Origin of the sequence: Sulfitobacter pontiacus (assembly GCF_040790665.1) — a bacterium.
Taxonomy (GTDB): domain Bacteria; phylum Pseudomonadota; class Alphaproteobacteria; order Rhodobacterales; family Rhodobacteraceae; genus Sulfitobacter; species Sulfitobacter pontiacus.
Genome location: NZ_CP160849.1, coordinates 314,180 through 333,663 on the forward strand (window position 1 = coordinate 314,180; position 19,484 = coordinate 333,663).

Genomic DNA, 19,484 nt, shown 5'->3' on the forward strand with positions numbered 1-19,484 from the left:
AGACGTGTCGGCACCATTTGCCAAGAAAAGGGCCTATGATGAGCGATATTGTGAACCAAGCTGTAACAGTGCTGAACGAAAAACTGGCGGGGGCCGACTTTGACGGCACAGCCAAGTTCGACATCGAAGACGAAGGCACTGTCATGATGGATTCGACCGGCGCACGCGCCGCGGATGAAGAAGCGGATGTAACCCTTTCTGCTGACGCAGAAACTTTCCAGGCGATCCTGTCCGGCGACACCAACCCGACCGGTGCCTTCATGAGCGGCAAGCTCAAGATTGACGGCGACATGGGCATGGCGATGAAGCTGGCGTCCGTCCTCTCCTAATATGCTGGAAACCGCGCCCTTTTTCACCGACATTGCGCCGCTGCCCGAAACGGGTCAGGCGCATTGGGCCGAGACATCGGATGGTAAAAAGCTGCGCGTCGCGCATTGGCCGCTGGACGGGGCAAAGGGCACCGTGCTGCTTTTCCCCGGCCGCACCGAATACGTGGAGAAATATGCCATGACCGCAAGCGCCTTTGCGAAAAAGGGGCTGGCGGTCATGGCGATTGACTGGCGGGGGCAAGGTCTGTCGGACCGGTTGATCCCCGACCGCAACATCGGCCATGTCGATGTCTTCTCTGACTATCAAAAAGATGTGGCGGCCATGATGCGGACAGCCCGCGCCTTGCAGCTGCCACGCCCGTATTTCCTGCTGGCGCACTCCATGGGCGGGGCCATCGGCCTGCGCGCCTGTATGGAGGGTCTGTCCGTGCAAGCCGCCGCCTTTACCGCGCCGATGTGGGGTATCCATATCGCGCCGCACATGCGTCTGGTGGCCGCGGGGCTGTCCAACCTGATGCCGCGCATCGGTCAGGGCTACAAGCTGCCCATGGGCACGCAGGCGGCATCCTATATCTCGACCGCGCCGTTCGAGAACAACATGCTCACCACCGACCCCGAGATGTACGAGATGATGCGCACGCAATTGGCGGCCCATCCCGAACTGTCTTTGGGCGGGCCCAGCTTTATCTGGCTCCGCGAGGCTTTATCCGAGACCAAGCATCTGTCCCTGCGCGCCGCCCCCAGCCTGCCCTGCGCCACATTCCTCGGGTCCAACGAACGTATCGTGCACAAGGGCCGCATCCACGCCCGTATGGAGACTTGGAAAGGCGGCAAGCTGCATATCATTGATGGTGCAGAGCACGAAGTGCTGATGGAAATCCCCGCCACCCGCGACAAAGCGGTGGATGAGATGGCGGCCCTGTTCTTTGGGAACGCCAAAAAGTAGCGCCGGTCGCGGGATGAACTTCCGCCTGCAACCTACCGTCATTTCAACGGAAAACTCGGCATCGGCGAGGATTTTCCTGCCCACCCTGTTCAAACGCGCGCGCCCCGCTAGCTTATGCGCATGGCCAAGCAACCTGTTCTGACATTCAACGAAAACGGCATTTATTGCCCCGCGGGTGATTTCTATATCGACCCGTGGCGGCCTGTGGACCGTGCCCTGATCACCCACGGGCATTCCGATCACGCCCGCTGGGGCATGAACCGGTACCTTGCCACCGACATCGCCCTGCCCGTCATGCGCCACCGTTTGGGCGATATCACCGCTGACGGCATCGCATATGGCGAAAAGCGGCAGATCGGCGGGGCGCAGGTGTCGTTTCACCCCGCCGGCCACGTCCCCGGCTCCGCCCAAATCCGCGTCGAAGTAGACGGCGAGATCTGGGTTGCCTCGGGCGATTACAAGGTGGTCGATGACGGGCTGTCCGACCCGTTCGAGCCGGTGAGATGTCATCACTTCATCACCGAAAGCACCTTTGGCCTGCCGGTGTTTCGCTGGGCCGAGCAAGCCGCCGTCGCGGCAGAGATCAACGCATGGTGGGCAGGCTGCGCGGCGCAGGGAAAAACGGCGTTTCTGGGGGCTTATGCCTTGGGCAAGGCACAACGTTTGCTATCGATGCTCGACCCCGACATCGGCCCGATCCTGACCCACACCGCGACCGAGAACACCAACCGCGTCATGCGCGATCAGGGGATCCCCCTGCCCGACACGATCCTCGCCGATGCGGATCTGAAGCCCAAGGATCACCCCGGCGCGATTGTGCTGGCCCCACCCGGTGCCTTGGGCAGTGCGTGGTCGAAAAAATTCGGCCCGCAGGAAACCGCTTTTGCCAGCGGATGGATGGCCGTGCGGGGTGTACGTCGACGCCGTGCAGGCGATCGCGGCTTTATCATCTCGGACCATGCGGATTGGGATGGGCTGCTGTCCGCGATCAAAGCAACCGAAGCCGAAAACATATATGTGACACATGGTTACACCGATGTCTTCAGCCGGTTTCTGGCCGATAGCGGCTGGCAAGCGCAGGTCGTACCGACCCAGTTCGAAGGCGAATCCCTGGATAAGGACGCAAGCGAATGAAACGGTTTGCCGCGCTGTTCAACGCCATCGACCAAAGCACCAAGACGACAGTGAAAGTCGCCGCACTGGCCGATTATTTCAGCGCGGCACCGGATGACGACCGGCTATGGACCATCGCCCTGTTTTCCGGCCGTCGCCCCAAACGCGCCGTCACGACCACCAAGCTGCGCGAATGGGCCGCCGAGCGCGCGAACATCCCCCTGTGGCTGTTCGAGGAAAGCTACAGCATCGTTGGCGATCTGGCCGAGACGATCACGCTCGTTCTGCCCCCCAACCCGACGCAGGATGATCAATCGCTTGCCGCGTGGATCGCGGCACTGCGCGAGATTTACACCCAGGATGAAGAGGCCCGCAAAGCCTTTGTCCTTGACGCATGGACGACGCTTGGCGGGACCGAACGATTTATCTTCAACAAGCTGATCACCGGCGGGTTTCGGGTGGGTGTCAGCCAAAAGCTGATGACCCGCGCCCTGTCTCGTGCCACGGGCAAACCCGAACCCGAGCTTGCGCATCGCCTCATGGGCAACTGGCACCCCGACGACACCACATGGCATGGGCTGGTAGAGGCCGAAGATGCCTCTGCCGACGCATCGCGCCCCTATCCCTTCTATCTGGCCTATGGGCTGGAGGCCGAGCCGCAAGAGCTGGGTGATCCGCACGACTGGCGTGCCGAATGGAAATGGGACGGCATCCGCGGCCAGTTGATCTTGCGGGACGGTGCCTATTTCGTCTGGTCGCGCGGTGAAGAGCTGATGACCGACCGCTTCCCCGAGCTCGCCCGTGCAGTGGACTTCATGCCCGATGGCACGGTTCTCGACGGCGAGCTGCTGGTCTGGCCTGACGGACAGCCTGCGCCATCCTCCTTCAATGCGCTGCAAGCCCGGATTGGCCGCAAGACCGTGCCGAAGAAACTGCTGGCCGAAGCCCCGGTGGTGCTGCACGCCTACGACCTGCTGGAATGGCAGGGCGAAGATATTCGCTCCCGCCCCTTTGCCGAGCGCCGTGCGCTGCTGGAACAGGCCTGCGCCGCCCTGCCCGACGATGCGCCGATCCGCCTGTCGCCGCAACTGACCTTCCCCACATGGGATGCGCTGGCCGACCAACGCGCCACCGCACGCGAAGCGCAGGCCGAAGGGGTCATGCTGAAACGTGCCGACAGCCCCTATCTGGCGGGGCGTAAGAAGGGCGATTGGTGGAAATGGAAGCTGGACCCGCTGACCATTGATGCGGTGATGATCTATGCCCAATCCGGGTCAGGACGACGCGCCAACCTGTTCACAGACTTCACCTTTGCGGTCTGGAACGGCAATGATCTGGTGCCCTTTACCAAAGCCTATAGCGGCCTGACGGATGCCGAGTTTCGCAAGATCACGGCTTGGGTGCGCAAGAATACGCTCGAACGGTTTGGTCCCGTGCGGAAGGTCACCCCGCATCATGTGTTCGAGATCGCCTTCGAAGGCATCCAGCGCAGCACCCGGCACAAATCAGGCGTCGCCTTGCGCTTTCCGCGGATGCTGCGCTGGCGGCAGGACAAGCCACTGCAAGAAGCCAACACATTGGCCGATCTTGAAGAAATGCTGCGGATTTACGGCTAATCCGCGCCGCCATCGCCTTGCTTTGCCGCGGACCCGTGCTTAGGTAGATTTAACGTCAAAAAGAGGTTTTTCATGTTTCAACTGCCCGTCCCCGTCCTTGATGCCAACGCCGGTTCCGGGGCCTCTGCCTTCGGCAAGCTGCCTGAGTGGAATCTTGACGATCTGTACACCGGTGAAGACGCGCCCGAGCTCAAGCGCGATCTGGACTGGCTTGAAGAGGCCTGCCGCAGCTTTGCCGAAGATTACGAAGGCAAACTGGCCGAACTGGATGCGAACGAATTGCTGGACTGTGTGCTGCGCAATGAGAAGATCAACCAGATCGCCGGGCGCATCATGTCTTACGCGGGGCTGCGCTATTACCAGCTGACCACCGATTCCGGCCGTGCAAAATTCATGTCGGACGCGCAGGAGAAGATCACCAACTTTACCACCCCGCTGGTGTTCTTCACGCTTGAGTTGAACCGGCTGGAGGATGATCACCTTGCCAACCTGCTGAGCCAAAAGGCGGATCTGGCGCGGTATAAGCCGGTGTTCGACCGTATCCGCGCGATGAAAGATTACCAGCTTTCCGACGAGATGGAGAAGTTCCTGCATGATCTGGGCGTCGTCGGCGACGCATGGGAGCGTCTGTTCGACGAGACCATCGCCGGGCTGGAATTCGAGGTAAACGACGAGCCGCTGAACATCGAAGGCGTGCTGAACCTGCTGACCGACCCGTCGCGTGATCTGCGCGAAGCCGCGGCGCGCGAATTGGCGGATGTGTTTCAGGCCAATATCCGTACCTTTGCCCGCGTGCACAACACGCAAGCCAAGGAAAAAGAGGTCATCGACCGCTGGCGCGGGATGCCCACACCGCAAACCGGCCGCCACCTGTCAAACCACGTCGAACCCGAGGTGGTCGAAGCGCTGCGCGATGCGGTGGTCAACGCCTACCCCAAGCTCAGCCACCGCTACTACGAGCTGAAGCGCAAATGGCTGGGCCTCGACACCATGCAGGTCTGGGACCGCAACGCCCCCCTACCGATGGAAGACCCCAAAACCGTCAGCTGGGAACAGGCCGAAAAGACGGTCATGGACGCCTATAACGCCTTCGATCCCCGTATGGGCGAAATCGCGGCCCCCTTCTTTACCGAAGGTTGGATCGATGCAGGCGTCAAACCGGGTAAAGCTCCCGGTGCCTTTGCCCACCCCACCGTGACCGACGTGCACCCTTATGTGATGCTTAACTACTTGGGCAAACCGCGCGACGTGATGACACTGGCGCATGAGCTGGGCCACGGCGTGCATCAGGTGCTGGCCGCGGGTCAGGGCGAGATGCTATCCTCCACACCGCTGACCTTGGCCGAAACCGCCTCTGTCTTTGGAGAGATGCTGACCTTCCGCAAGATGCTGGACGGCGCCAAAACTAATGCCGAGCGCAAAGTGCTGTTGGCCGGCAAGGTCGAGGATATGATCAACACGGTCGTGCGCCAGATCGCCTTTTATGATTTCGAATGCAAGCTGCACGACGCCCGCCGTGGTGGAGAGCTCACACCAGACGACATCAACGCACTGTGGATGTCGGTGCAGGGCGAGAGCCTTGGGCCAGCGTTTGAATTTATGGACGGGTACGAGACCTTCTGGGCCTATATCCCCCACTTCGTACATTCGCCCTTTTACGTCTACGCTTACGCCTTCGGCGACGGCTTGGTAAATGCGCTCTACGCGGTCTACGAGGAAGGTGAGCCGGGGTTTGAGGACAAGTATTTCGATATGCTGAAAGCTGGCGGGTCGAAGCACCACAAGGAGCTGCTGGCCCCCTTCGGGCTTGATGCCTCCGACCCCGCGTTCTGGGATAAGGGGCTGTCGATGATTTCGGGGTTCATTGATGAACTGGAAGCGATGGAGGATTGATCCTGCGGGAAGGCATGAGCGTTTAATGCCTTCGGCGAGGATTTAAGACCATTTGGAAATTGAGCGGGGCGGTGAAGTTGCAGCGCCCCGCTTCGCTTTTGGCTATTTCAGCTGGCTATCTTTGCTGCCACGCCGGTTGATGCCACCGCGGGCTTGCGCCAGACCGTCCCGTTCGCGCACGCAATCAATGCAGAGCTTTACGCCCGGCAAGGCTTGGCGGCGCGCCTCGGGGATCGGTTCTTCGCATTCGGCGCAATGGGTGCGGCTTTCGCCCTGAGGGGCCTTGCGCGCCTTGAGGCGGGCCAGTTCATCGTTAATCGACGCTTCGATCTGTTCACTGACAGCGCCGTCTTTCGCCCATCCTCCGGCCATGATCATCCCCCTTGAGTGTTACCCCTTATAGGTAGGTCGCAAGTGCCAAGGCTCAACCCCCGGCGGCAAAGGCCATATCCGTCATGCGTTGCGTGCCGCGGCTGAATTCAAGCGGACAGGGATAGGCCGTGCCCTCGGTCACTGACGCGCCAAAGTTTTCGACCTGCTGCACATAGTGGTTCACGCCGGGAAAGCGTTCGACGGTGGTGCTGTTCTGTGTGGTCTCGAGATACAGCTCGGCTTGGGAATAGACCGTCGGGTTGAACGGGCAGCTCAGACGCAGGATGCCCTTTTCGCCGTGAATAACGACCTGCTGAAACGGGAACATACGCATGGACACGGTTGCGGAAAGGTCAAACCCGTCGAAGCGGGCCGCGACCTGCGCGAAGACATCGACATCGTTTTCATAGTCGATCTTGGCATGGGAGATCGCGGTCGGCTCTTGCCCCGTGACGAAGCGGGTGCAGCCGAAGGCATAGGTACCGATGTCCGGCAGCACGCCGCCACCGGCCTTGGGGTCATTGCGGATGTTGCCGGTATCGTCGTTGAAGAACGAGAAGTTGACCGCCACGTGGCGCAGCCGCCCCAAGCTGCCCGATTGCACGATCTCTCGGGCGCGTATCCATTGGGGGTGATGGACGATCATGAAGGCTTCGGCCGCCAGCAGGCCCGTGGTATCGCTTGCGGAAATCAACCGGTCATAGTCTTGCGCCTGCATCGCCATCGGCTTTTCGCATAAGACATGTTTGCCCGCCTTCAGCGCCTTGAGCGTCCATTCCACATGCAAATGGTTGGGCAGCGGGATATAGACCGCGTCGATATCCGGATCGGCGAGCAGCGCCTCGTAGCTGCTGTGCACTGCAAGCTGCGGGGCGAAGGTCTGAAAGGGCGCGGCTTTGTCAGGGTGAGATGTGGCGAGGGCAACCAGTTCGGCCCCTTTCGCCGCGTGGATGGCCGGGGCCATCTGTTCTTTGGCAAATTGGGCAGCCCCGAGGATGCCCCAGCGTAGCGTTTTCATCGTGATCCCCTGATGTTTGGTGTCGCGCGACTGTAGGGGGAGCCGCGGCGGATCATCAAGGGGTGCATAAAAAATCCCCGCAAAGCGACGCGCCTTGCGGGGATCAATATTCAAAACCGTGGCTGGCGATCAGGCGGTGCCCATCAGACCTTTTTCACGGGCCAGATCGCGCATGCGTTTTTGCAGTTTTTCAAAGGCACGCACCTCGATCTGGCGGATACGTTCGCGGCTGACGTCATACTGGCTGCTCAGATCTTCGAGCGTGACCGTTTGATCAGACAGGCGACGTTGGGTCAGGATGTCTTTCTCGCGGTCATTGAGCACATCCAGCGCCTCTGCCAGCATCTCGCGGCGGGTTTCCAACTCGTCCCGTTCCTCGTAGTCGGTGGCCTGGTCGGCGTCTTCGTCTTCCAGCCAGTCCTGCCACTGCATCGTCCCCTCGCCTTCGGAGCCGACAGTGGCGTTCAAGGACGCATCACCGCCCGACATACGGCGGTTCATGGAGATGACTTCGGTTTCAGTCACACCAAGGTCCGTCGCGATACGTTTGACGTTGTCGGGGTGCAGGTCGCCCTCTTCCAGCGCGCCGATGCGGTTCTTGGCCTTGCGCAGATTGAAGAACAACTTCTTCTGGCCCGAGGTCGTGCCCAGTTTCACCAGCGACCAGGACCGCAGGATATATTCCTGAATCGAGGCGCGGATCCACCACATGGCGTAGGTCGCCAGACGGAAGCCTTTTTCGGGGTCGAAGCGTTTGACCGCCTGCATCAGGCCGACGTTGGCTTCTGAAATCACCTCTGCCTGCGGCAGACCATAACCGCGGTAGCCCATGGCGATCTTGGCCGCCAAACGCAGGTGCGAGGTGACCATGCGATGCGCGGCTTCGGTGTCTTGTTCTTCGACCCACCGTTTGGCGAGCATGTATTCTTCTTCCGGCTCCAACAGGGGAAACTTGCGGATTTCCTGCATATAGCGGTTCAATCCGCCTTCCGGTGTTGGCGCTGGCAGATTTGCGTAATTAGCCATCTTTGTCCCTTTCCCCAATTTCCGGGGCCCATGTTATTTGGATTAACATAGATATGGAGAGGGCCCCGCTCCGTTTCAAGTGTCCAGCCTAACGCATGGGACGGTGAATTGGGCCCAATAATCCTTAAAAAACCGTTTTACTACAGGTCGATCACACAACTGTGCACTAGGGCAGATCGTAGCCCACGGCCCCGAGCAGGTCGGTCATGTCACCGGGCAGCGGCGCTTCGAAGCGAACGTAGTCGCCCGTGACCGGATGATCGAACCCCAGTACCGCCGCATGCAGGGCCTGGCGCGGGAAGCTACGCACCGCTTCGGCGGCGGCGTCCGAGACCGCGCCCTTTGCTAATTTACGTTTGCCACCGTAGGTTGGATCGCCCACCAATGCGTGACCGGCATGGGCCATATGCACCCTGATCTGATGGGTACGGCCGGTTTCAAGCCAGCATTCCATCAGGGCCAGAACCTCTGGATTGCCAAGCCGCGCAACGGTGCGCGCACGGGTCACAGCGTGGCGGCCGCCTTGAAAGAACACGGCCTGACGCTGGCGGTCGGTACGGTGACGCGCCAGCTGCGTGGTGAGCTTGAGGATATTGCCCGGCTCGAAGCTGGCCCCCTTCACCCCCCGTAGGCGCGGATCGTTGGCATCCGGCACGCCGTAGACCAAGGCCTGATAATAGCGTTCAACGGTGTGTTTCTCAAACTGTTTGGCCAGCCCGTGGTGGGCCGCGTCAGACTTGGCGACAACCAGCAGACCCGAGGTATCCTTGTCGATCCGGTGCACGATGCCCGGACGTTTCATGCCACCCACCCCCGACAGGTCATCGCCGCAATGCGCCAGCAGCGCATTGACCAACGTCCCCGACGGGCTGCCCGGCGCGGGGTGAACCACCATGCCTGCGGGTTTGTTGATCACGATCAGATCCGCGTCTTCAAAGACGACCTCCAACGGGATTTCCTCGGCGAGGATATGACTGTCTTCGGCCTCTTCCACATCGACGGTGATCTGCTGCCCAGCTTCGGCACGGCTGCGCGGGTCGGTTACCACTGCCCCGTCGACACGCACGGCCCCTTGTTCCAGCAAACGCCCCAGCCGTGTGCGCGACAGGTTCGCATCCTCTGGCACATCGCGCGCAAGCGCCTTATCAAGGCGAGATGGCGGGCTGTCCGCGATGGTAAACGTAATTTGACGGTGCGACATGACTGATCCTTCCGAGCCCCCGAACATCAAATTCCTGCGGCGGCTGGTGACGGTGCTGACCGCCACAATGATTTTCGGCCTTCTAGTCGTGATCGGGCTACTTGTCATCCGCTTCTCGAACAAGAGCCCCGATTTACCGCCCTCTATCACCCTGCCCGACGGCGAAAAAGCGGTGACCTTCACCCAAGGCCCCGACTGGTATGCTGTGGTGACACAGGAAGATGTGATTCTGATCTTTGACCGGATGACAGGCGAGCTGCGTCAGAGCGTCACGATCGAGTAACGCGCGCAGCCTATGCGCCACAGTGCCGAGGCACGGCGCACGAAAACATCACGCCGCACAGAAATATGCTCTAATTTTTCGGGGGGGGGGAGTGGTACCACCTCCTGGTCTCGAACCAGGGACCTCCTGATCCACAATCAGGCGCTCTAACCAACTGAGCTAAGGCGGCACTGCGGTCGATCTAGCGTTCATGAAAAAGGAATGCAAGCAGATATCCGTCGCAAAGTTCGATTTGTCCTGTCGCAGGTGAGAATGGCAAAACTTGCCATTTCCAGCGCCGCAGGGTACGGGACCTGACACAGTTTCGGAGAAACCTCATGGGCATCGACACAGAACGCGACATTGAAGCCAACCTGCAAATCGGGCCAACCGATAAGGGCATGGTCCGGCTGTTCATCGAAGCGGAAGGCGGGATCGAGATCCCGATGGATTTCACCACGGATGAAGCCGTTGAAATCGCGGAAGAGATCATGGCCGCCGCCCATCGTGCGGGCAAAGCTGGCAAGAACAAGCGATAACGCATGTTGCCCGGTCGGGATGGGGGCCAGCCCCCGCCGCGCCTTTGCGCGGCACCCCCGGGATATTTTCCATTTGGAATATTGATGTACCCTAGCCCCACTGCGGCATGGCATGCGGGTCGCGCAGCATATGCAGCCTGCGCGCGGCATGGGTGGCAAAGAGATGGGTCATCTTTTTGCGGCGCGCGGCAGCCAGTCGGGTTTCCGGCCCCATGCGCACGAGCTCTGCCCCGTAGCTGTCACCGATAAACAGGCCGGTGTCCTCGGGCAGCAGGTCGACGTCGAAATCCGCATCCACCGCCCAAAAGAACCTGTCGGCCCATTCGAGGTACCCGTCCCATTTGCTGTCGGACATGAAATCGGCACGGCTGGATTTGCATTCAACGATCCAGATCTCCCCCTTGGGACCAAGCGCCATCACATCCACCCGCAGCCCTCGCGTGGGCACCAACTCTTCCACGCTCGCGAAACCGAGTGCGGCAAGCTGGCGGGTCACACCACGGGCAATCAACTGTCCGGGTTGCAAGGTCGGGGCGGTCATCAGGTCGGTCTGGGTCATGGGAGCAATATGAACAATTCATGAACATCAGGCAAGCGCTTGGTAATCCGCAGCGCGCAACCTATCTAGTTCAAAAGAAAACAGGGTGGGCATATGGCGCGCGACGGCGAAAACTCGACACATCAACAGCGCGGCATCCGCTATGCGCGCGAACTCGAAGGGCATCTGGGCTGGCTCGATACGTTTTCGGGCACAGCGCTTGGGGTGCTGGCGGTGGCGTCGGGCATCTACACCTATCTTGGGGTGTCGTCCTTGCTGGATGACAACGGGGCGATGTCGGCCTTTGCCGCGATCGCCTATTCCGCTGCTGTTTCCGTGGGCATCTTTGTGTTCTGGTCCTATATGCTGCGCCTGTTTCCGGCGGTCCGCAGCGCCCGTGCGCGGGTCGGGCTGTTGGGGGCCATGTCGCTGGGAAGCGTCGCGATCATCGCGATGTCGAGCTGGCTGAACGCCGCCGCCCTTGCCGGATCCGCTGCGGTGGAACAGCATCTGGCCGAGACCGTGCAGGATTACCAAGGCTCGCTAGAGCGCGCGCATGAGATCACCCTTTCCGCCCAAGGGCTGGAGCGGGACGTTGCCCGTGTGCGTCAAAGTTTCGAGGATCTGAGCGAACAGGAGGCCACGGGCGGGCTGTCGGGCTTGGCGGGGCGTGGCGCCGTGTTCCGCGTGCTGCGACAGAAATCGGCAGAGCTGTCGGGGCTGGAGGCGCAGATCGCCACCCAGACCCCGCTGGTCAATGACGCCTTTGTCGAGGGCAACCAGATCCTCAGCCGGATGCGCGCGCTGACGGTCGAACCCGGTCCGGTGGAAGCGCGATCAGTCGAATTTTCCGAACAGGCGGTACGGCTTGCCGGGTTGATCACGCGCTTGCGGCAACTGTCAGTCGCCCCGCTGGTCGAGCGCGCCGCGCAGGATCTGTCGGCCTCTGTCGTGCTGCCCGAACTGGATGGCAGCAGTGTCGAGGTGCGGGGCAATCAGGCCTCGACCATCAGTGCCGTGCTTGAGGTTCTGGCCCAACGTGCCGCCACACTGGAGCGTGCAGCCCAAGACGTGCTGGCCATGGCCCCGCCGACAGAGACGACCTACACCCCGATTTCCAGCGCCGATGCGGTGATCAAATACGCGCGCAACTTCGTGCCCTCCTGGGCCGGCGCGATTGCCATTGATCTGTTGCCCGCCGTGCTGGTCTTCATCCTCGCCATCACCCAAGGCGCGATCCGCGAAGGCCGCGAGGGCAGCGCGATCGAGGAAACACTCACCCTTGCCGAATTGCGGGCCGCGGTGCTGGCGATGCGTGACATGGATGCGGCGATGAAGGGCACATCTGTCGATGAAAACGCGTGGGAAGACCGCGATGACACTGCGCCCCATGATATCGTGACCGAGAATCCTGCCCTTAGCACGCCTTCGAAAACCACATGAAACTGCGACGTGATCCTTCCAAACGCCCACCGGTGGCACGGGTTCTGGGCGGCGTTCTGATCTTTCAGCTGGGGTTGGCGGGGCTGCTCTTTTGGGGTGATCTGGACGAGGGGCTGCGCCTGCCCGGCTTTGGTCCGCGTGCCCCGGGGCTGACCGAACCCACGCGCCCCGGCGACCAGACCCGCCGGTTTCAACCCGACCGCGCCCGCCCCGGCGGCCGCCCCATGCCGGACACACCCCTGCCCGAACGGCTGACCCTGACCGTGGTCGAAGGCGGCGCGCGCGTGCTGCTGGAAGGGGGCATCATGGCGGGTGATGCCGAACGCATCGAGAAACAGATCACCGCACTTGATCCCCAACCCGAGGGCGTGATCCTGAATTCGCCCGGTGGGTCAGTCAGCGACGCGCTGCGTCTGGGACGGTATCTGCGGGATGCTGAGCTCACGACCGCCTTGCGCAGTGGCGACATCTGCTATTCCGCCTGCCCCTATCTATTGGCCGCAGGCACCAGCCGCGACGTGCCAGAGGATGCCTCTGTCGGGGTGCACCAGCATTTCTTCGGTGAAAGCACCCTGCTGCCCGCCTTTGTCGCGGTGGAGGACATCCAGCGCGGCCAAGGCGAGGTCATGACCTATCTGGATCAGATGGGCATCGACCCGCTGGTCATGCAGCACGCGCTGGTCACGCCGCCGGATGAAATCTATCTGCTGCTGCCCGAAGAGCTGACCCGCTACCGCTTTGTCGAAAACACCGAGCCAAGCTAGAATACCCCTTGTCGCAGGCTATGGTCGCGCCTACTTAACGGGGGTGACGGGTTCTGCCCTGTTTGTAAAAGTTACATTCCAGTGGCCTTAAGCAAATCCGAGGGAGCTGGCTCTGTTCGAGCCCTGGTTCGTTTATCTGGCACCCACCTGTACATACAGGTCCTCGGGAATATAGAACAGAACGGCAGCGGTGGTCCCGTCACACTTTCCCGAAAATATCAGCCCGAAAATATCAGGTCTTTCGCTGGTCCGTCGCTGTCGACCAAAGATGATGAGCTGAGCCTGTCCGGCTCAGAACTCTTCCGGACGGGCTTCGCGGGCCATATGATCCAGAACGGCATTCACGAACTTCGGCTCGTCGCCCCCCTCAAAGAAGGCACGGGCCACGTCGACATATTCGTTGATCACGACCCGCGGCGGCGTTTCCTGCGCGCGCAGCTCGGCACCGGCAGCGCGGAACAAGGCACGCAAAGTAGGGTCGATCCGCGCGATGGCCCATTTAGCCACCAGCGCACGGTCGGTCATCTGGTCAATCGCGGCCTGATAGTTCACCGCCGTCTCAAGCAGGTCTGCAAAATGCCGGATGTCACCATCGATCATTTCCTGACCGTCATAGGTCGCACCAAAGCGGTGCTCAAGGAACTCCTTGCGCACGGTGTCAAAGCTTTGCGAGGAATGCTCCATCTGGAACAGGGCCTGCACGGCATAAAGCCGCGAAGCTGATTTCATCTTGCGTTTTTGATTGCCCGAAAGGCCGGCGGAGGATGTCATGCTGTCTTGGGTCCGTCATTGTCGCCCGCCATCAGATATTCATCCGAGCGCGGCTTGAAACCGATGTCTTTGCGAATGTCGCCCCACTTACGGCTCAGCGCGATCAGATGCAAGGCCGCAGCTGCCGCACCGCCGCCCTTGTTTTGCCCCTCCGGATCGGCGCGCACGGCGGCCTGTTCGTGGTTCTCGACGGTCAGGATGCCGTTGCCGATACAGATGCCCTGCAACCCCATCAGCTGCAAGGCGCGGCTGCTGTCGTTGCACACGGTCTCGTAATGCGTCGTCTCGCCGCGGATGACACAGCCAAGCGCCACGTAGCCGTCAAAATTGCTCTTGCGGTCAGAGATACCGATGGCGGTCGGGATTTCCAGCGCGCCGGGCATTTCCACCACGTCCCATTCAGCCCCGGCGGCCTCGAGCTCTGCCTTGGCGCCTTTCAGCAAGCCCTCGGCGATGTCCGAGTAATAGGGCGAAATGACGATCAGAACCTTAACCGGCGTGTCAAAGCGCGGCGTGGTCAGCGTCGTATGATTTCCAGCAGCCATTGCATTTACTCCTGCGTGATGGGGCGCGTGCCCACGATGCTAAGGTCATAGGCGTCCAGCCCCAGATAGCGCGTATCGGGGTTATCCGTCAGCAAGATCAGCTTGTGCAACCCAAGGCTCGCCATGATCTGCGACCCAAGTCCGGTGCGTTTGACGGTACGGGGGCGATCATCCTCTTCGTCCTCGAAACGCAACCGCGGGTCGGGATCGCGGAACAACAGCACCGCGCCACGGCCTTCGTCCGCGATGATCTGCATCGCGCGTGGCAATTCGTCGGCGGGGCTTGGCCCGAGGCCGAGGATATCCTCAAGCGCGTTGATCGCATGGGTGCGAACCAGAACCGGCGCATCCGTTGTGATATCGCCCTTGGACAGGACCACATGATCGGTGCCGCTGATCTCGTCGGTGAAAATCTGCATCTTCCAGTCACCCCCATAGGCAGAGGTTACGGTGCGGCTGTCGCGCTCCACCAGCAGGTTGTCATGCTTGTGGCGAAAGGCGATCAGATCGCTGATCGTGCCGATCTTCATGTCGTGCTGCTGACAGAATGCAACCAGATCCGGCAGACGGGCCATGGTGCCGTCTTCCTTCATGATCTCGCAGATCACACCGGACGGATGCAGCCCCGCAAGGCGCGAGATATCGACGGCAGCCTCGGTGTGGCCTGCACGGACCAGGACACCGCCATCGCGTGCGCGCAGCGGAAACACATGCCCCGGCGTGGCGATATCCACCGCGCCTTTATCCTCGTCGATGGCGACCTTGATGGTCAGCGCACGGTCGGCGGCGGAAATACCGGTGGTCACCCCCTCGCGTGCTTCGATCGATACGGTAAAGGCCGTCTCGTGGCGGGCAGAGTTATTCACTGCCATCATCGGCAGACCTAGCGTGTTGACCCGTTCCTCGGTCATCGGCAGGCAGATCAGCCCGCGCCCGTGGGTGGCCATAAAGTTGATCGCATCCGCATCCGCGAACTGCGCGGGGATTACCAGATCGCCTTCGTTCTCGCGGTCTTCGTGGTCGACCAGCACGAACATGCGACCCTGACGGGCTTCCTCGATGATCTCTTCGATGGGCGCGATGGCATCCGCCAATTCAGCCTCGACCGGTCCGGGCGTTTCAAATTGCATGGGGTCACCTCACTCTTTGCTGCTCTGGCACATACCCCACCCCACGCGCCTTTGCCAGAGCAGGGCCGCCCCCCTCCCTGCTTCATTTTGCCAAATAAACTCAATTCCGCACCGTCACCGCGCGCGGCGGTCCGCGTTAAGCGCCGAAATAGCGCGCGGCCTCCACATAGCCCGCCGCCTTGCTTGCAGTGGCCCAGTCCCGTTCCAATCCGGTGTCGCCGATGATCAGCACCTGATCGCCGACCAGTTTGCGCCCTTGAACCACCTGCCCCAGATGATCGCGCATCGCGCTCCAGCTGTCGGTGAACTTGGGGGCCTCGGCCACATGGTCCAGCACGGGATTCGCCTGTGCCACACTGTCGGGCCGCAGCGGGCGATGTACCAGCGCCAGCTTTTGGGCGCGCTGCACCTTGTCCAGCACCTCGGCCTCGCGCAGGGGGATATGCGGTGCCCCCGCACGGACCACCCGCAGCGCATTGGACGAGAACAGCAGCGCCAGAATGTCGCGCCCGGTGGCCTGACGGATCGCGGCATAGGCCTTGTAGTCCAACCCCAGCTCGCGGGCGCGCGCCACGCGCATCTTGACGACCATCAGCGGGATCGCTGAAGGCATCGCCGCCTCGCGTGCCTTTTGCCACTGGAAAGCGCGCCATTTCTGGCCGCGCTCAAGGCTGGGCCCCTGATTATGTCCGATCCCCGCGATCATGACATTTCCGCCAGCCGCGCAACATAGCGGGCCAATGTGTCGATCTCTAGGTTGATGCGGTCCCCGATGGCGACATCACCCCATGTGGTCACCTCTTTGGTGTGGGGGATAAAGTTGATGCCGAAATCGCAGCCGTCGACCTCGTTCACGGTCAGCGAGGTGCCGTTAAGCGCGACAGAGCCTTTGGGGGCAATGAAACGCGCCAGATCCTCGGGCGCGCGCAGGGTCACGCGGGTGCTGTCGCCCTCGTCGCGCAGCGCCACCACTTCGGCCACGCCATCGACATGGCCCGACACGATGTGCCCGCCCAATTCGTCCCCGACCTTCAGCGCGCGTTCAAGGTTCAGACGGCGTCCGACCTCCCATGCGCCAAGGTTGGTCTTGTCCACGGTCTCGGCGCTGATCTGCACCTCGTACCAATCGGCCCCCAGATCCACCACGGTCAGGCACACGCCATCACTGGCGATAGAGGCCCCCGTGTCGATGCCGCTGGTATCATAGCCCGTTTCGATCCGCGCGCGCAGGTCGCCTTGCTGTTCAAGCTTGGTGATCTTTCCGATGTCCGTGATAATGCCTGTAAACATGCGCCTGCCTCTTCTATACTGGTCGCTACCGAAGTAGACCTCTGCCCGCAGCATGACAAGTCCACAGACACGCCACATTTTCGCCGGTATCCGGTGTTTGTCTGCCCGATGACCAAGATAAACCGAAAGCAACCGATGAACGCCGCAGCACCCCGTGAACGGGTCTTCCTTTTCCTGCAAGGGCCGCATGGCCCCTTCTTCAACCGTCTGGGCAAGATGCTCCGTCTGGCGGGGGCGCAGGTCTGGCGTGTGGGGTTCAACGCAGGCGATCGGGCCTTCTGGTTCCACCCGCGCAGCTATATCCCGTTCCGCGGAACAGCTGACACGTGGAAAGACACCTTTGTTGCGCTGCTCGCCGACAAGGGTGTCACAGATATCGTGCTTTATGGCGACACCCGCCCGATCCACGCCCAAGCCGTGGCCGAGGCCAAGGCCCGCGGCCTGACCGTGCATGTCTTTGAAGAAGGCTACATGCGCCCCTATTGGGTCACCTATGAACGCGGCGGGTCCAACGGCAATTCGCGGCTGATGGACATGTCCATCGAACAGATGCAGGCCGCACTGGCCAATTCGGATATGGAGGCCCCCCTCCCCCCCGGTCATTGGGGTGATATGCGCCAGCATGTGTTCTATGGCGCGCTCTATCACTGGTTTGTGCTCTTCCGGAACGGCGACTACCGTAACTTCCGCCCGCACCGGAGCTTGCCGGTGACCAAGGAGTTCAAGCTGTACCTCAAGCGGCTGCTGCTGATGCCCGCGCTGGCGCTGGACCGGCTGATCGCAACGCTGCGTATCCGGCTGGGCGGCTTCCCCTACCATCTAGCACTGCTGCAGCTGGAGCACGACAGCTCGTTCCAGGAACACTCCCGCTTCGAGACGATGACCGATTTCCTGACCGTGGTGCTGGAAGGTTTCGCCAAGGGCGCGCCGCGCCACCATCATCTAGTTGTGAAGGCCCATCCGTTGGAAGACGGCCGCGCACCTCTGCGCCGCGTGGTCAAACAGGTGGCGCGAGATCTGGGTGTCGCGGACCGGGTGCATTTCGTGCGCGGCGGCAAGCTGGCGCAGCTGCTCAACGATGCCCGCACCGCCGTTACCGTGAACTCCACCGCCGGTCAACAGGTGCTGTGGCGCGGAATTCCGCTCAAGGTGTTTGGCAGCGCCGTCTATGCGAAACCCGAATTCGTCTCGGACCAGCCGCTGGCGCAATTCTTTGCCGCCGCCTCGCGCCCCGATAACAAGGCCTACAAGGATTATCGCCGGTATTTGCTGGAAACCTCGCAGGTGCCGGGCGGATTTTATGCGGCGCGCGCGCGCACGCAGTTGATGCGGCAAGTGGTCGATATGATGCTTGCCCCCGAAGACCCCTACGACGCGCTAGAGCTGGGAACCGCGGCACCAAGGCAACAGTTGCGGGCCGTCACCTGAGCGTTTTTCGCCCAGACAGTAGCTTTTCGATCCAATCTGCGCTAAGCCGATGATAATTACGCCGAAAAAATCGGCGAATTCGAGGCAGAACAAGAACAGGTCGAGGAGACCGGGCAGTGAAATCCGTACCCTTCCGGTGGGCGCGTCCCATCGCATTACTTGCGGCTATGGCCGTGGTATCTTCATGTGGCCTTCCGCAGGTTGGCCCGAACAAACGTCAGATCTTTGCCGGATCGGTCCAGAAGGAAGGCGACGCATTTGTTGTCGCCGTCAACGACCGTGTAACCCGCGCCACCGCCGTCGCCCCCGCGCTTGGCTTTAGCCCGGGGTTCATCAACGCCGGTCAGCTTGGGTCGGATACGATCAACCCCGGTGATACGCTGGGGCTGACGATCTGGGAAAACGTCGATGATGGCTTGCTGGCCGCCCAAGGGGCCAACGCCACCGTGCTGGAAGAAGTGCAGGTCGACGGCTCCGGGTTCATCTTTGTGCCCTACGCGGGCCGGATCAAGGCCGCTGGCAATTCCCCCGAAGCGATCCGCCGCATCATCACCAACAAACTGTCCGAACAAACGCCGGACCCGCAGGTTCAGGTGCGCCGTCTGGCCGGTGACGGGGCGACCGTGTCGCTTGTCGGCTCTGTCGGTGCGCAGGGTGTCTATGCGATTGAACGACCGACGCGCACGCTTGCCACCATGCTGGCGCGGGCCGGTGGTGTGACCATCACCCCCCAGATCGCGCAGGTCACCGTGCTGCGTGGCAATCAGCGGGGCAAAATCTGGCTTGAAGATCTTTACAGCCACCCAGAGCTCGACATCGCCCTGCGCGGCGGGGATCGCATCCTGATCGAGGAAGATACACGGTCCTTTGTGGCCCTTGGTGCCACCGGCGCGCAGCAGAAAGTCCCGTTCGAGACCAAGAACCTGTCGGCGCTTGAAGGCATCGCACAGGTGGGCGGGCTGAACGCGGGCACCGCTGACCCGACAGGTGTTTTCGTCTTCCGCAACGAACCCGAAGCGGTCGTCGCTCAGGTTCTGGGCCGCAATGACCTGCAGGGCGCACAGCGCATGGTCTATGTGCTTGACCTGACCAAGCCCAACGGCATGTTCATGGCCCGCGATTTCGTGATCCGTGATGGCGATACGCTCTACGTCACCGAAGCCCCCTTCACCCAGTGGAGCAAGGTCATCTCCTCGATCACGGGGTCGGCCAGCTCGGTCAACAACCTGTCGTCGCTCGCGTCGAGCAACTGATCTGGAC

Annotated in this window: 21 protein-coding genes and 1 tRNA gene; 11 read left to right on the top strand and 11 right to left on the bottom strand. The window is 61.4% G+C overall.

Translation table 11 applies throughout. The features are described from left to right. The first annotated feature begins 38 nt into the window (after positions 1–38). The 5 genes from AB1495_RS01415 (at position 39) to AB1495_RS01435 (ending at position 5,897) form a co-directional block, all read left to right on the top strand. Positions 39–329, top strand: coding sequence for an SCP2 sterol-binding domain-containing protein (locus tag AB1495_RS01415; protein WP_037944601.1), 291 nt, complete (start codon positions 39–41; stop codon positions 327–329). 1 nt (position 330) lies between these two features. After that, positions 331–1,275: an alpha/beta fold hydrolase gene (locus AB1495_RS01420; RefSeq protein WP_037944603.1), complete on the top strand. Its 945-nt coding sequence runs from the start codon at positions 331–333 to the stop codon at positions 1,273–1,275. A gap of 114 nt (positions 1,276–1,389) precedes the next feature. Then, positions 1,390–2,409: a ligase-associated DNA damage response exonuclease gene (locus AB1495_RS01425; protein ID WP_074634561.1), complete on the top strand. Its 1,020-nt coding sequence runs from the start codon at positions 1,390–1,392 to the stop codon at positions 2,407–2,409. Then, positions 2,406–4,004 (top strand): ATP-dependent DNA ligase, encoded by a 1,599-nt coding sequence (locus AB1495_RS01430; RefSeq protein WP_074634562.1) that lies wholly within the window; start codon positions 2,406–2,408, stop codon positions 4,002–4,004. The genes AB1495_RS01425 and AB1495_RS01430 overlap by 4 nt, the downstream gene beginning before the upstream one ends. A gap of 72 nt (positions 4,005–4,076) precedes the next feature. After that, on the top strand, positions 4,077–5,897 hold the full coding sequence (locus AB1495_RS01435; protein WP_005849193.1) for a M3 family oligoendopeptidase: 1,821 nt from the start codon (positions 4,077–4,079) through the stop codon (positions 5,895–5,897). Between the two features lie 102 nt (positions 5,898–5,999). Here AB1495_RS01435 and AB1495_RS01440 read toward each other — a convergent pair whose 3' ends face one another. The 4 genes from AB1495_RS01440 to AB1495_RS01455 all read right to left on the bottom strand — a co-directional run bounded on the left by AB1495_RS01440 (position 6,000) and on the right by AB1495_RS01455 (position 9,514). Beyond that, on the bottom strand, positions 6,000–6,269 hold the full coding sequence (locus tag AB1495_RS01440) for a DksA/TraR family C4-type zinc finger protein (protein ID WP_005849195.1): 270 nt from the start codon (positions 6,267–6,269) through the stop codon (positions 6,000–6,002). Between the two features lie 52 nt (positions 6,270–6,321). Beyond that, complete coding sequence (locus tag AB1495_RS01445) at positions 6,322–7,287, bottom strand: Gfo/Idh/MocA family protein (protein ID WP_074634788.1); 966 nt, start codon at positions 7,285–7,287, stop codon at positions 6,322–6,324. A 129-nt stretch (positions 7,288–7,416) separates the two neighbouring features. Beyond that, complete coding sequence (gene rpoH, locus AB1495_RS01450; RefSeq protein WP_005849199.1) at positions 7,417–8,313, bottom strand: RNA polymerase sigma factor RpoH; 897 nt, start codon at positions 8,311–8,313, stop codon at positions 7,417–7,419. A gap of 166 nt (positions 8,314–8,479) precedes the next feature. Next, positions 8,480–9,514, bottom strand: a complete 1,035-nt coding sequence (locus AB1495_RS01455) for an RluA family pseudouridine synthase (protein ID WP_074634563.1) — start codon at positions 9,512–9,514, stop codon at positions 8,480–8,482. Here AB1495_RS01455 and AB1495_RS01460 point away from each other — a divergent pair. Further along, on the top strand, positions 9,513–9,797 hold the full coding sequence (locus AB1495_RS01460) for a DUF6476 family protein (RefSeq protein ID WP_074634564.1): 285 nt from the start codon (positions 9,513–9,515) through the stop codon (positions 9,795–9,797). The genes AB1495_RS01455 and AB1495_RS01460 overlap by 2 nt on opposite strands. Positions 9,798–9,889: 92 nt before the next feature. On the opposite strand, the gene AB1495_RS01465 is transcribed toward AB1495_RS01460, so the two are convergent. After that, a tRNA-His gene (locus tag AB1495_RS01465) sits at positions 9,890–9,966 on the bottom strand. Positions 9,967–10,114: 148 nt separating this feature from the next. Here AB1495_RS01465 and AB1495_RS01470 point away from each other — a divergent pair. Further along, entirely contained in the window at positions 10,115–10,315 is a 201-nt protein-coding gene (locus AB1495_RS01470) for a DUF6324 family protein (protein WP_005849205.1), read from the top strand. Between the two features lie 91 nt (positions 10,316–10,406). Here AB1495_RS01470 and AB1495_RS01475 read toward each other — a convergent pair whose 3' ends face one another. Further along, on the bottom strand, positions 10,407–10,874 hold the full coding sequence (locus AB1495_RS01475) for an MmcB family DNA repair protein (protein WP_009825034.1): 468 nt from the start codon (positions 10,872–10,874) through the stop codon (positions 10,407–10,409). Between the two features lie 93 nt (positions 10,875–10,967). On the opposite strand from AB1495_RS01475, the gene AB1495_RS01480 reads away from it, so the two are divergent. Together AB1495_RS01480 and AB1495_RS01485 are read left to right on the top strand one after the other, a co-directional pair. Then, entirely contained in the window at positions 10,968–12,296 is a 1,329-nt protein-coding gene (locus AB1495_RS01480) for a hypothetical protein (RefSeq protein WP_074634565.1), read from the top strand. Then, on the top strand, positions 12,293–13,060 hold the full coding sequence (locus AB1495_RS01485; protein WP_074634566.1) for a hypothetical protein: 768 nt from the start codon (positions 12,293–12,295) through the stop codon (positions 13,058–13,060). The genes AB1495_RS01480 and AB1495_RS01485 overlap by 4 nt, the downstream gene beginning before the upstream one ends. Positions 13,061–13,351: 291 nt before the next feature. Here the strand turns inward: AB1495_RS01485 and nusB are convergent, their stop codons facing one another. The 5 genes from nusB to AB1495_RS01510 form a co-directional block, all read right to left on the bottom strand. Beyond that, positions 13,352–13,831 (bottom strand): transcription antitermination factor NusB, encoded by a 480-nt coding sequence (gene nusB / locus AB1495_RS01490; protein ID WP_009825037.1) that lies wholly within the window; start codon positions 13,829–13,831, stop codon positions 13,352–13,354. Beyond that, positions 13,828–14,376 carry a 6,7-dimethyl-8-ribityllumazine synthase gene (locus AB1495_RS01495; RefSeq protein ID WP_005849215.1) on the bottom strand — a complete coding sequence of 183 codons (549 nt, stop codon included), beginning with the start codon at positions 14,374–14,376 and terminating at the stop codon, positions 13,828–13,830. The genes nusB and AB1495_RS01495 overlap by 4 nt, the downstream gene beginning before the upstream one ends. Positions 14,377–14,381: 5 nt before the next feature. Then, on the bottom strand, positions 14,382–15,506 hold the full coding sequence (gene ribB / locus AB1495_RS01500) for a 3,4-dihydroxy-2-butanone-4-phosphate synthase (RefSeq protein WP_074634567.1): 1,125 nt from the start codon (positions 15,504–15,506) through the stop codon (positions 14,382–14,384). Between the two features lie 136 nt (positions 15,507–15,642). Next, positions 15,643–16,212, bottom strand: a complete 570-nt coding sequence (locus AB1495_RS01505) for a hypothetical protein (RefSeq protein ID WP_064216609.1) — start codon at positions 16,210–16,212, stop codon at positions 15,643–15,645. Continuing rightward, positions 16,209–16,796, bottom strand: coding sequence for a riboflavin synthase (locus tag AB1495_RS01510; protein WP_074634568.1), 588 nt, complete (start codon positions 16,794–16,796; stop codon positions 16,209–16,211). Before AB1495_RS01510 ends, AB1495_RS01505 begins: the two co-directional genes overlap by 4 nt. A gap of 135 nt (positions 16,797–16,931) precedes the next feature. Between AB1495_RS01510 and AB1495_RS01515 the strand changes: the two genes are divergently transcribed. Next, positions 16,932–18,224, top strand: coding sequence for a capsule biosynthesis protein (locus tag AB1495_RS01515; protein ID WP_074634569.1), 1,293 nt, complete (start codon positions 16,932–16,934; stop codon positions 18,222–18,224). Between the two features lie 167 nt (positions 18,225–18,391). Continuing rightward, on the top strand, positions 18,392–19,477 hold the full coding sequence (locus AB1495_RS01520; protein ID WP_005849224.1) for a polysaccharide biosynthesis/export family protein: 1,086 nt from the start codon (positions 18,392–18,394) through the stop codon (positions 19,475–19,477). Positions 19,478–19,484: the final 7 nt, after the last annotated feature.

Bases quoted from the DNA above. Each gene is read 5' to 3' on its own strand.
- AB1495_RS01415 (WP_037944601.1), top strand. From the start codon at position 39: ATGAGCGATATTGTGAACCAAGCTGTAACAGTGCTGAACGAAAAACTG.
- AB1495_RS01420 (WP_037944603.1), top strand. From the start codon at position 331: ATGCTGGAAACCGCGCCCTTTTTCACCGACATTGCGCCGCTGCCCGAA.
- AB1495_RS01425 (WP_074634561.1), top strand. From the start codon at position 1,390: ATGCGCATGGCCAAGCAACCTGTTCTGACATTCAACGAAAACGGCATT.
- AB1495_RS01430 (WP_074634562.1), top strand. From the start codon at position 2,406: ATGAAACGGTTTGCCGCGCTGTTCAACGCCATCGACCAAAGCACCAAG.
- AB1495_RS01435 (WP_005849193.1), top strand. From the start codon at position 4,077: ATGTTTCAACTGCCCGTCCCCGTCCTTGATGCCAACGCCGGTTCCGGG.
- AB1495_RS01440 (WP_005849195.1), bottom strand. From the start codon at position 6,269: ATGGCCGGAGGATGGGCGAAAGACGGCGCTGTCAGTGAACAGATCGAA.
- AB1495_RS01445 (WP_074634788.1), bottom strand. From the start codon at position 7,287: ATGAAAACGCTACGCTGGGGCATCCTCGGGGCTGCCCAATTTGCCAAA.
- rpoH (WP_005849199.1), bottom strand. From the start codon at position 8,313: ATGGCTAATTACGCAAATCTGCCAGCGCCAACACCGGAAGGCGGATTG.
- AB1495_RS01460 (WP_074634564.1), top strand. From the start codon at position 9,513: ATGACTGATCCTTCCGAGCCCCCGAACATCAAATTCCTGCGGCGGCTG.
- AB1495_RS01455 (WP_074634563.1), bottom strand. From the start codon at position 9,514: ATGTCGCACCGTCAAATTACGTTTACCATCGCGGACAGCCCGCCATCT.
- AB1495_RS01470 (WP_005849205.1), top strand. From the start codon at position 10,115: ATGGGCATCGACACAGAACGCGACATTGAAGCCAACCTGCAAATCGGG.
- AB1495_RS01475 (WP_009825034.1), bottom strand. From the start codon at position 10,874: ATGACCCAGACCGACCTGATGACCGCCCCGACCTTGCAACCCGGACAG.
- AB1495_RS01480 (WP_074634565.1), top strand. From the start codon at position 10,968: ATGGCGCGCGACGGCGAAAACTCGACACATCAACAGCGCGGCATCCGC.
- AB1495_RS01485 (WP_074634566.1), top strand. From the start codon at position 12,293: ATGAAACTGCGACGTGATCCTTCCAAACGCCCACCGGTGGCACGGGTT.
- nusB (WP_009825037.1), bottom strand. From the start codon at position 13,831: ATGACATCCTCCGCCGGCCTTTCGGGCAATCAAAAACGCAAGATGAAA.
- AB1495_RS01495 (WP_005849215.1), bottom strand. From the start codon at position 14,376: ATGGCTGCTGGAAATCATACGACGCTGACCACGCCGCGCTTTGACACG.
- ribB (WP_074634567.1), bottom strand. From the start codon at position 15,506: ATGCAATTTGAAACGCCCGGACCGGTCGAGGCTGAATTGGCGGATGCC.
- AB1495_RS01505 (WP_064216609.1), bottom strand. From the start codon at position 16,212: ATGATCGCGGGGATCGGACATAATCAGGGGCCCAGCCTTGAGCGCGGC.
- AB1495_RS01510 (WP_074634568.1), bottom strand. From the start codon at position 16,796: ATGTTTACAGGCATTATCACGGACATCGGAAAGATCACCAAGCTTGAA.
- AB1495_RS01515 (WP_074634569.1), top strand. From the start codon at position 16,932: ATGAACGCCGCAGCACCCCGTGAACGGGTCTTCCTTTTCCTGCAAGGG.
- AB1495_RS01520 (WP_005849224.1), top strand. From the start codon at position 18,392: ATGGCCGTGGTATCTTCATGTGGCCTTCCGCAGGTTGGCCCGAACAAA.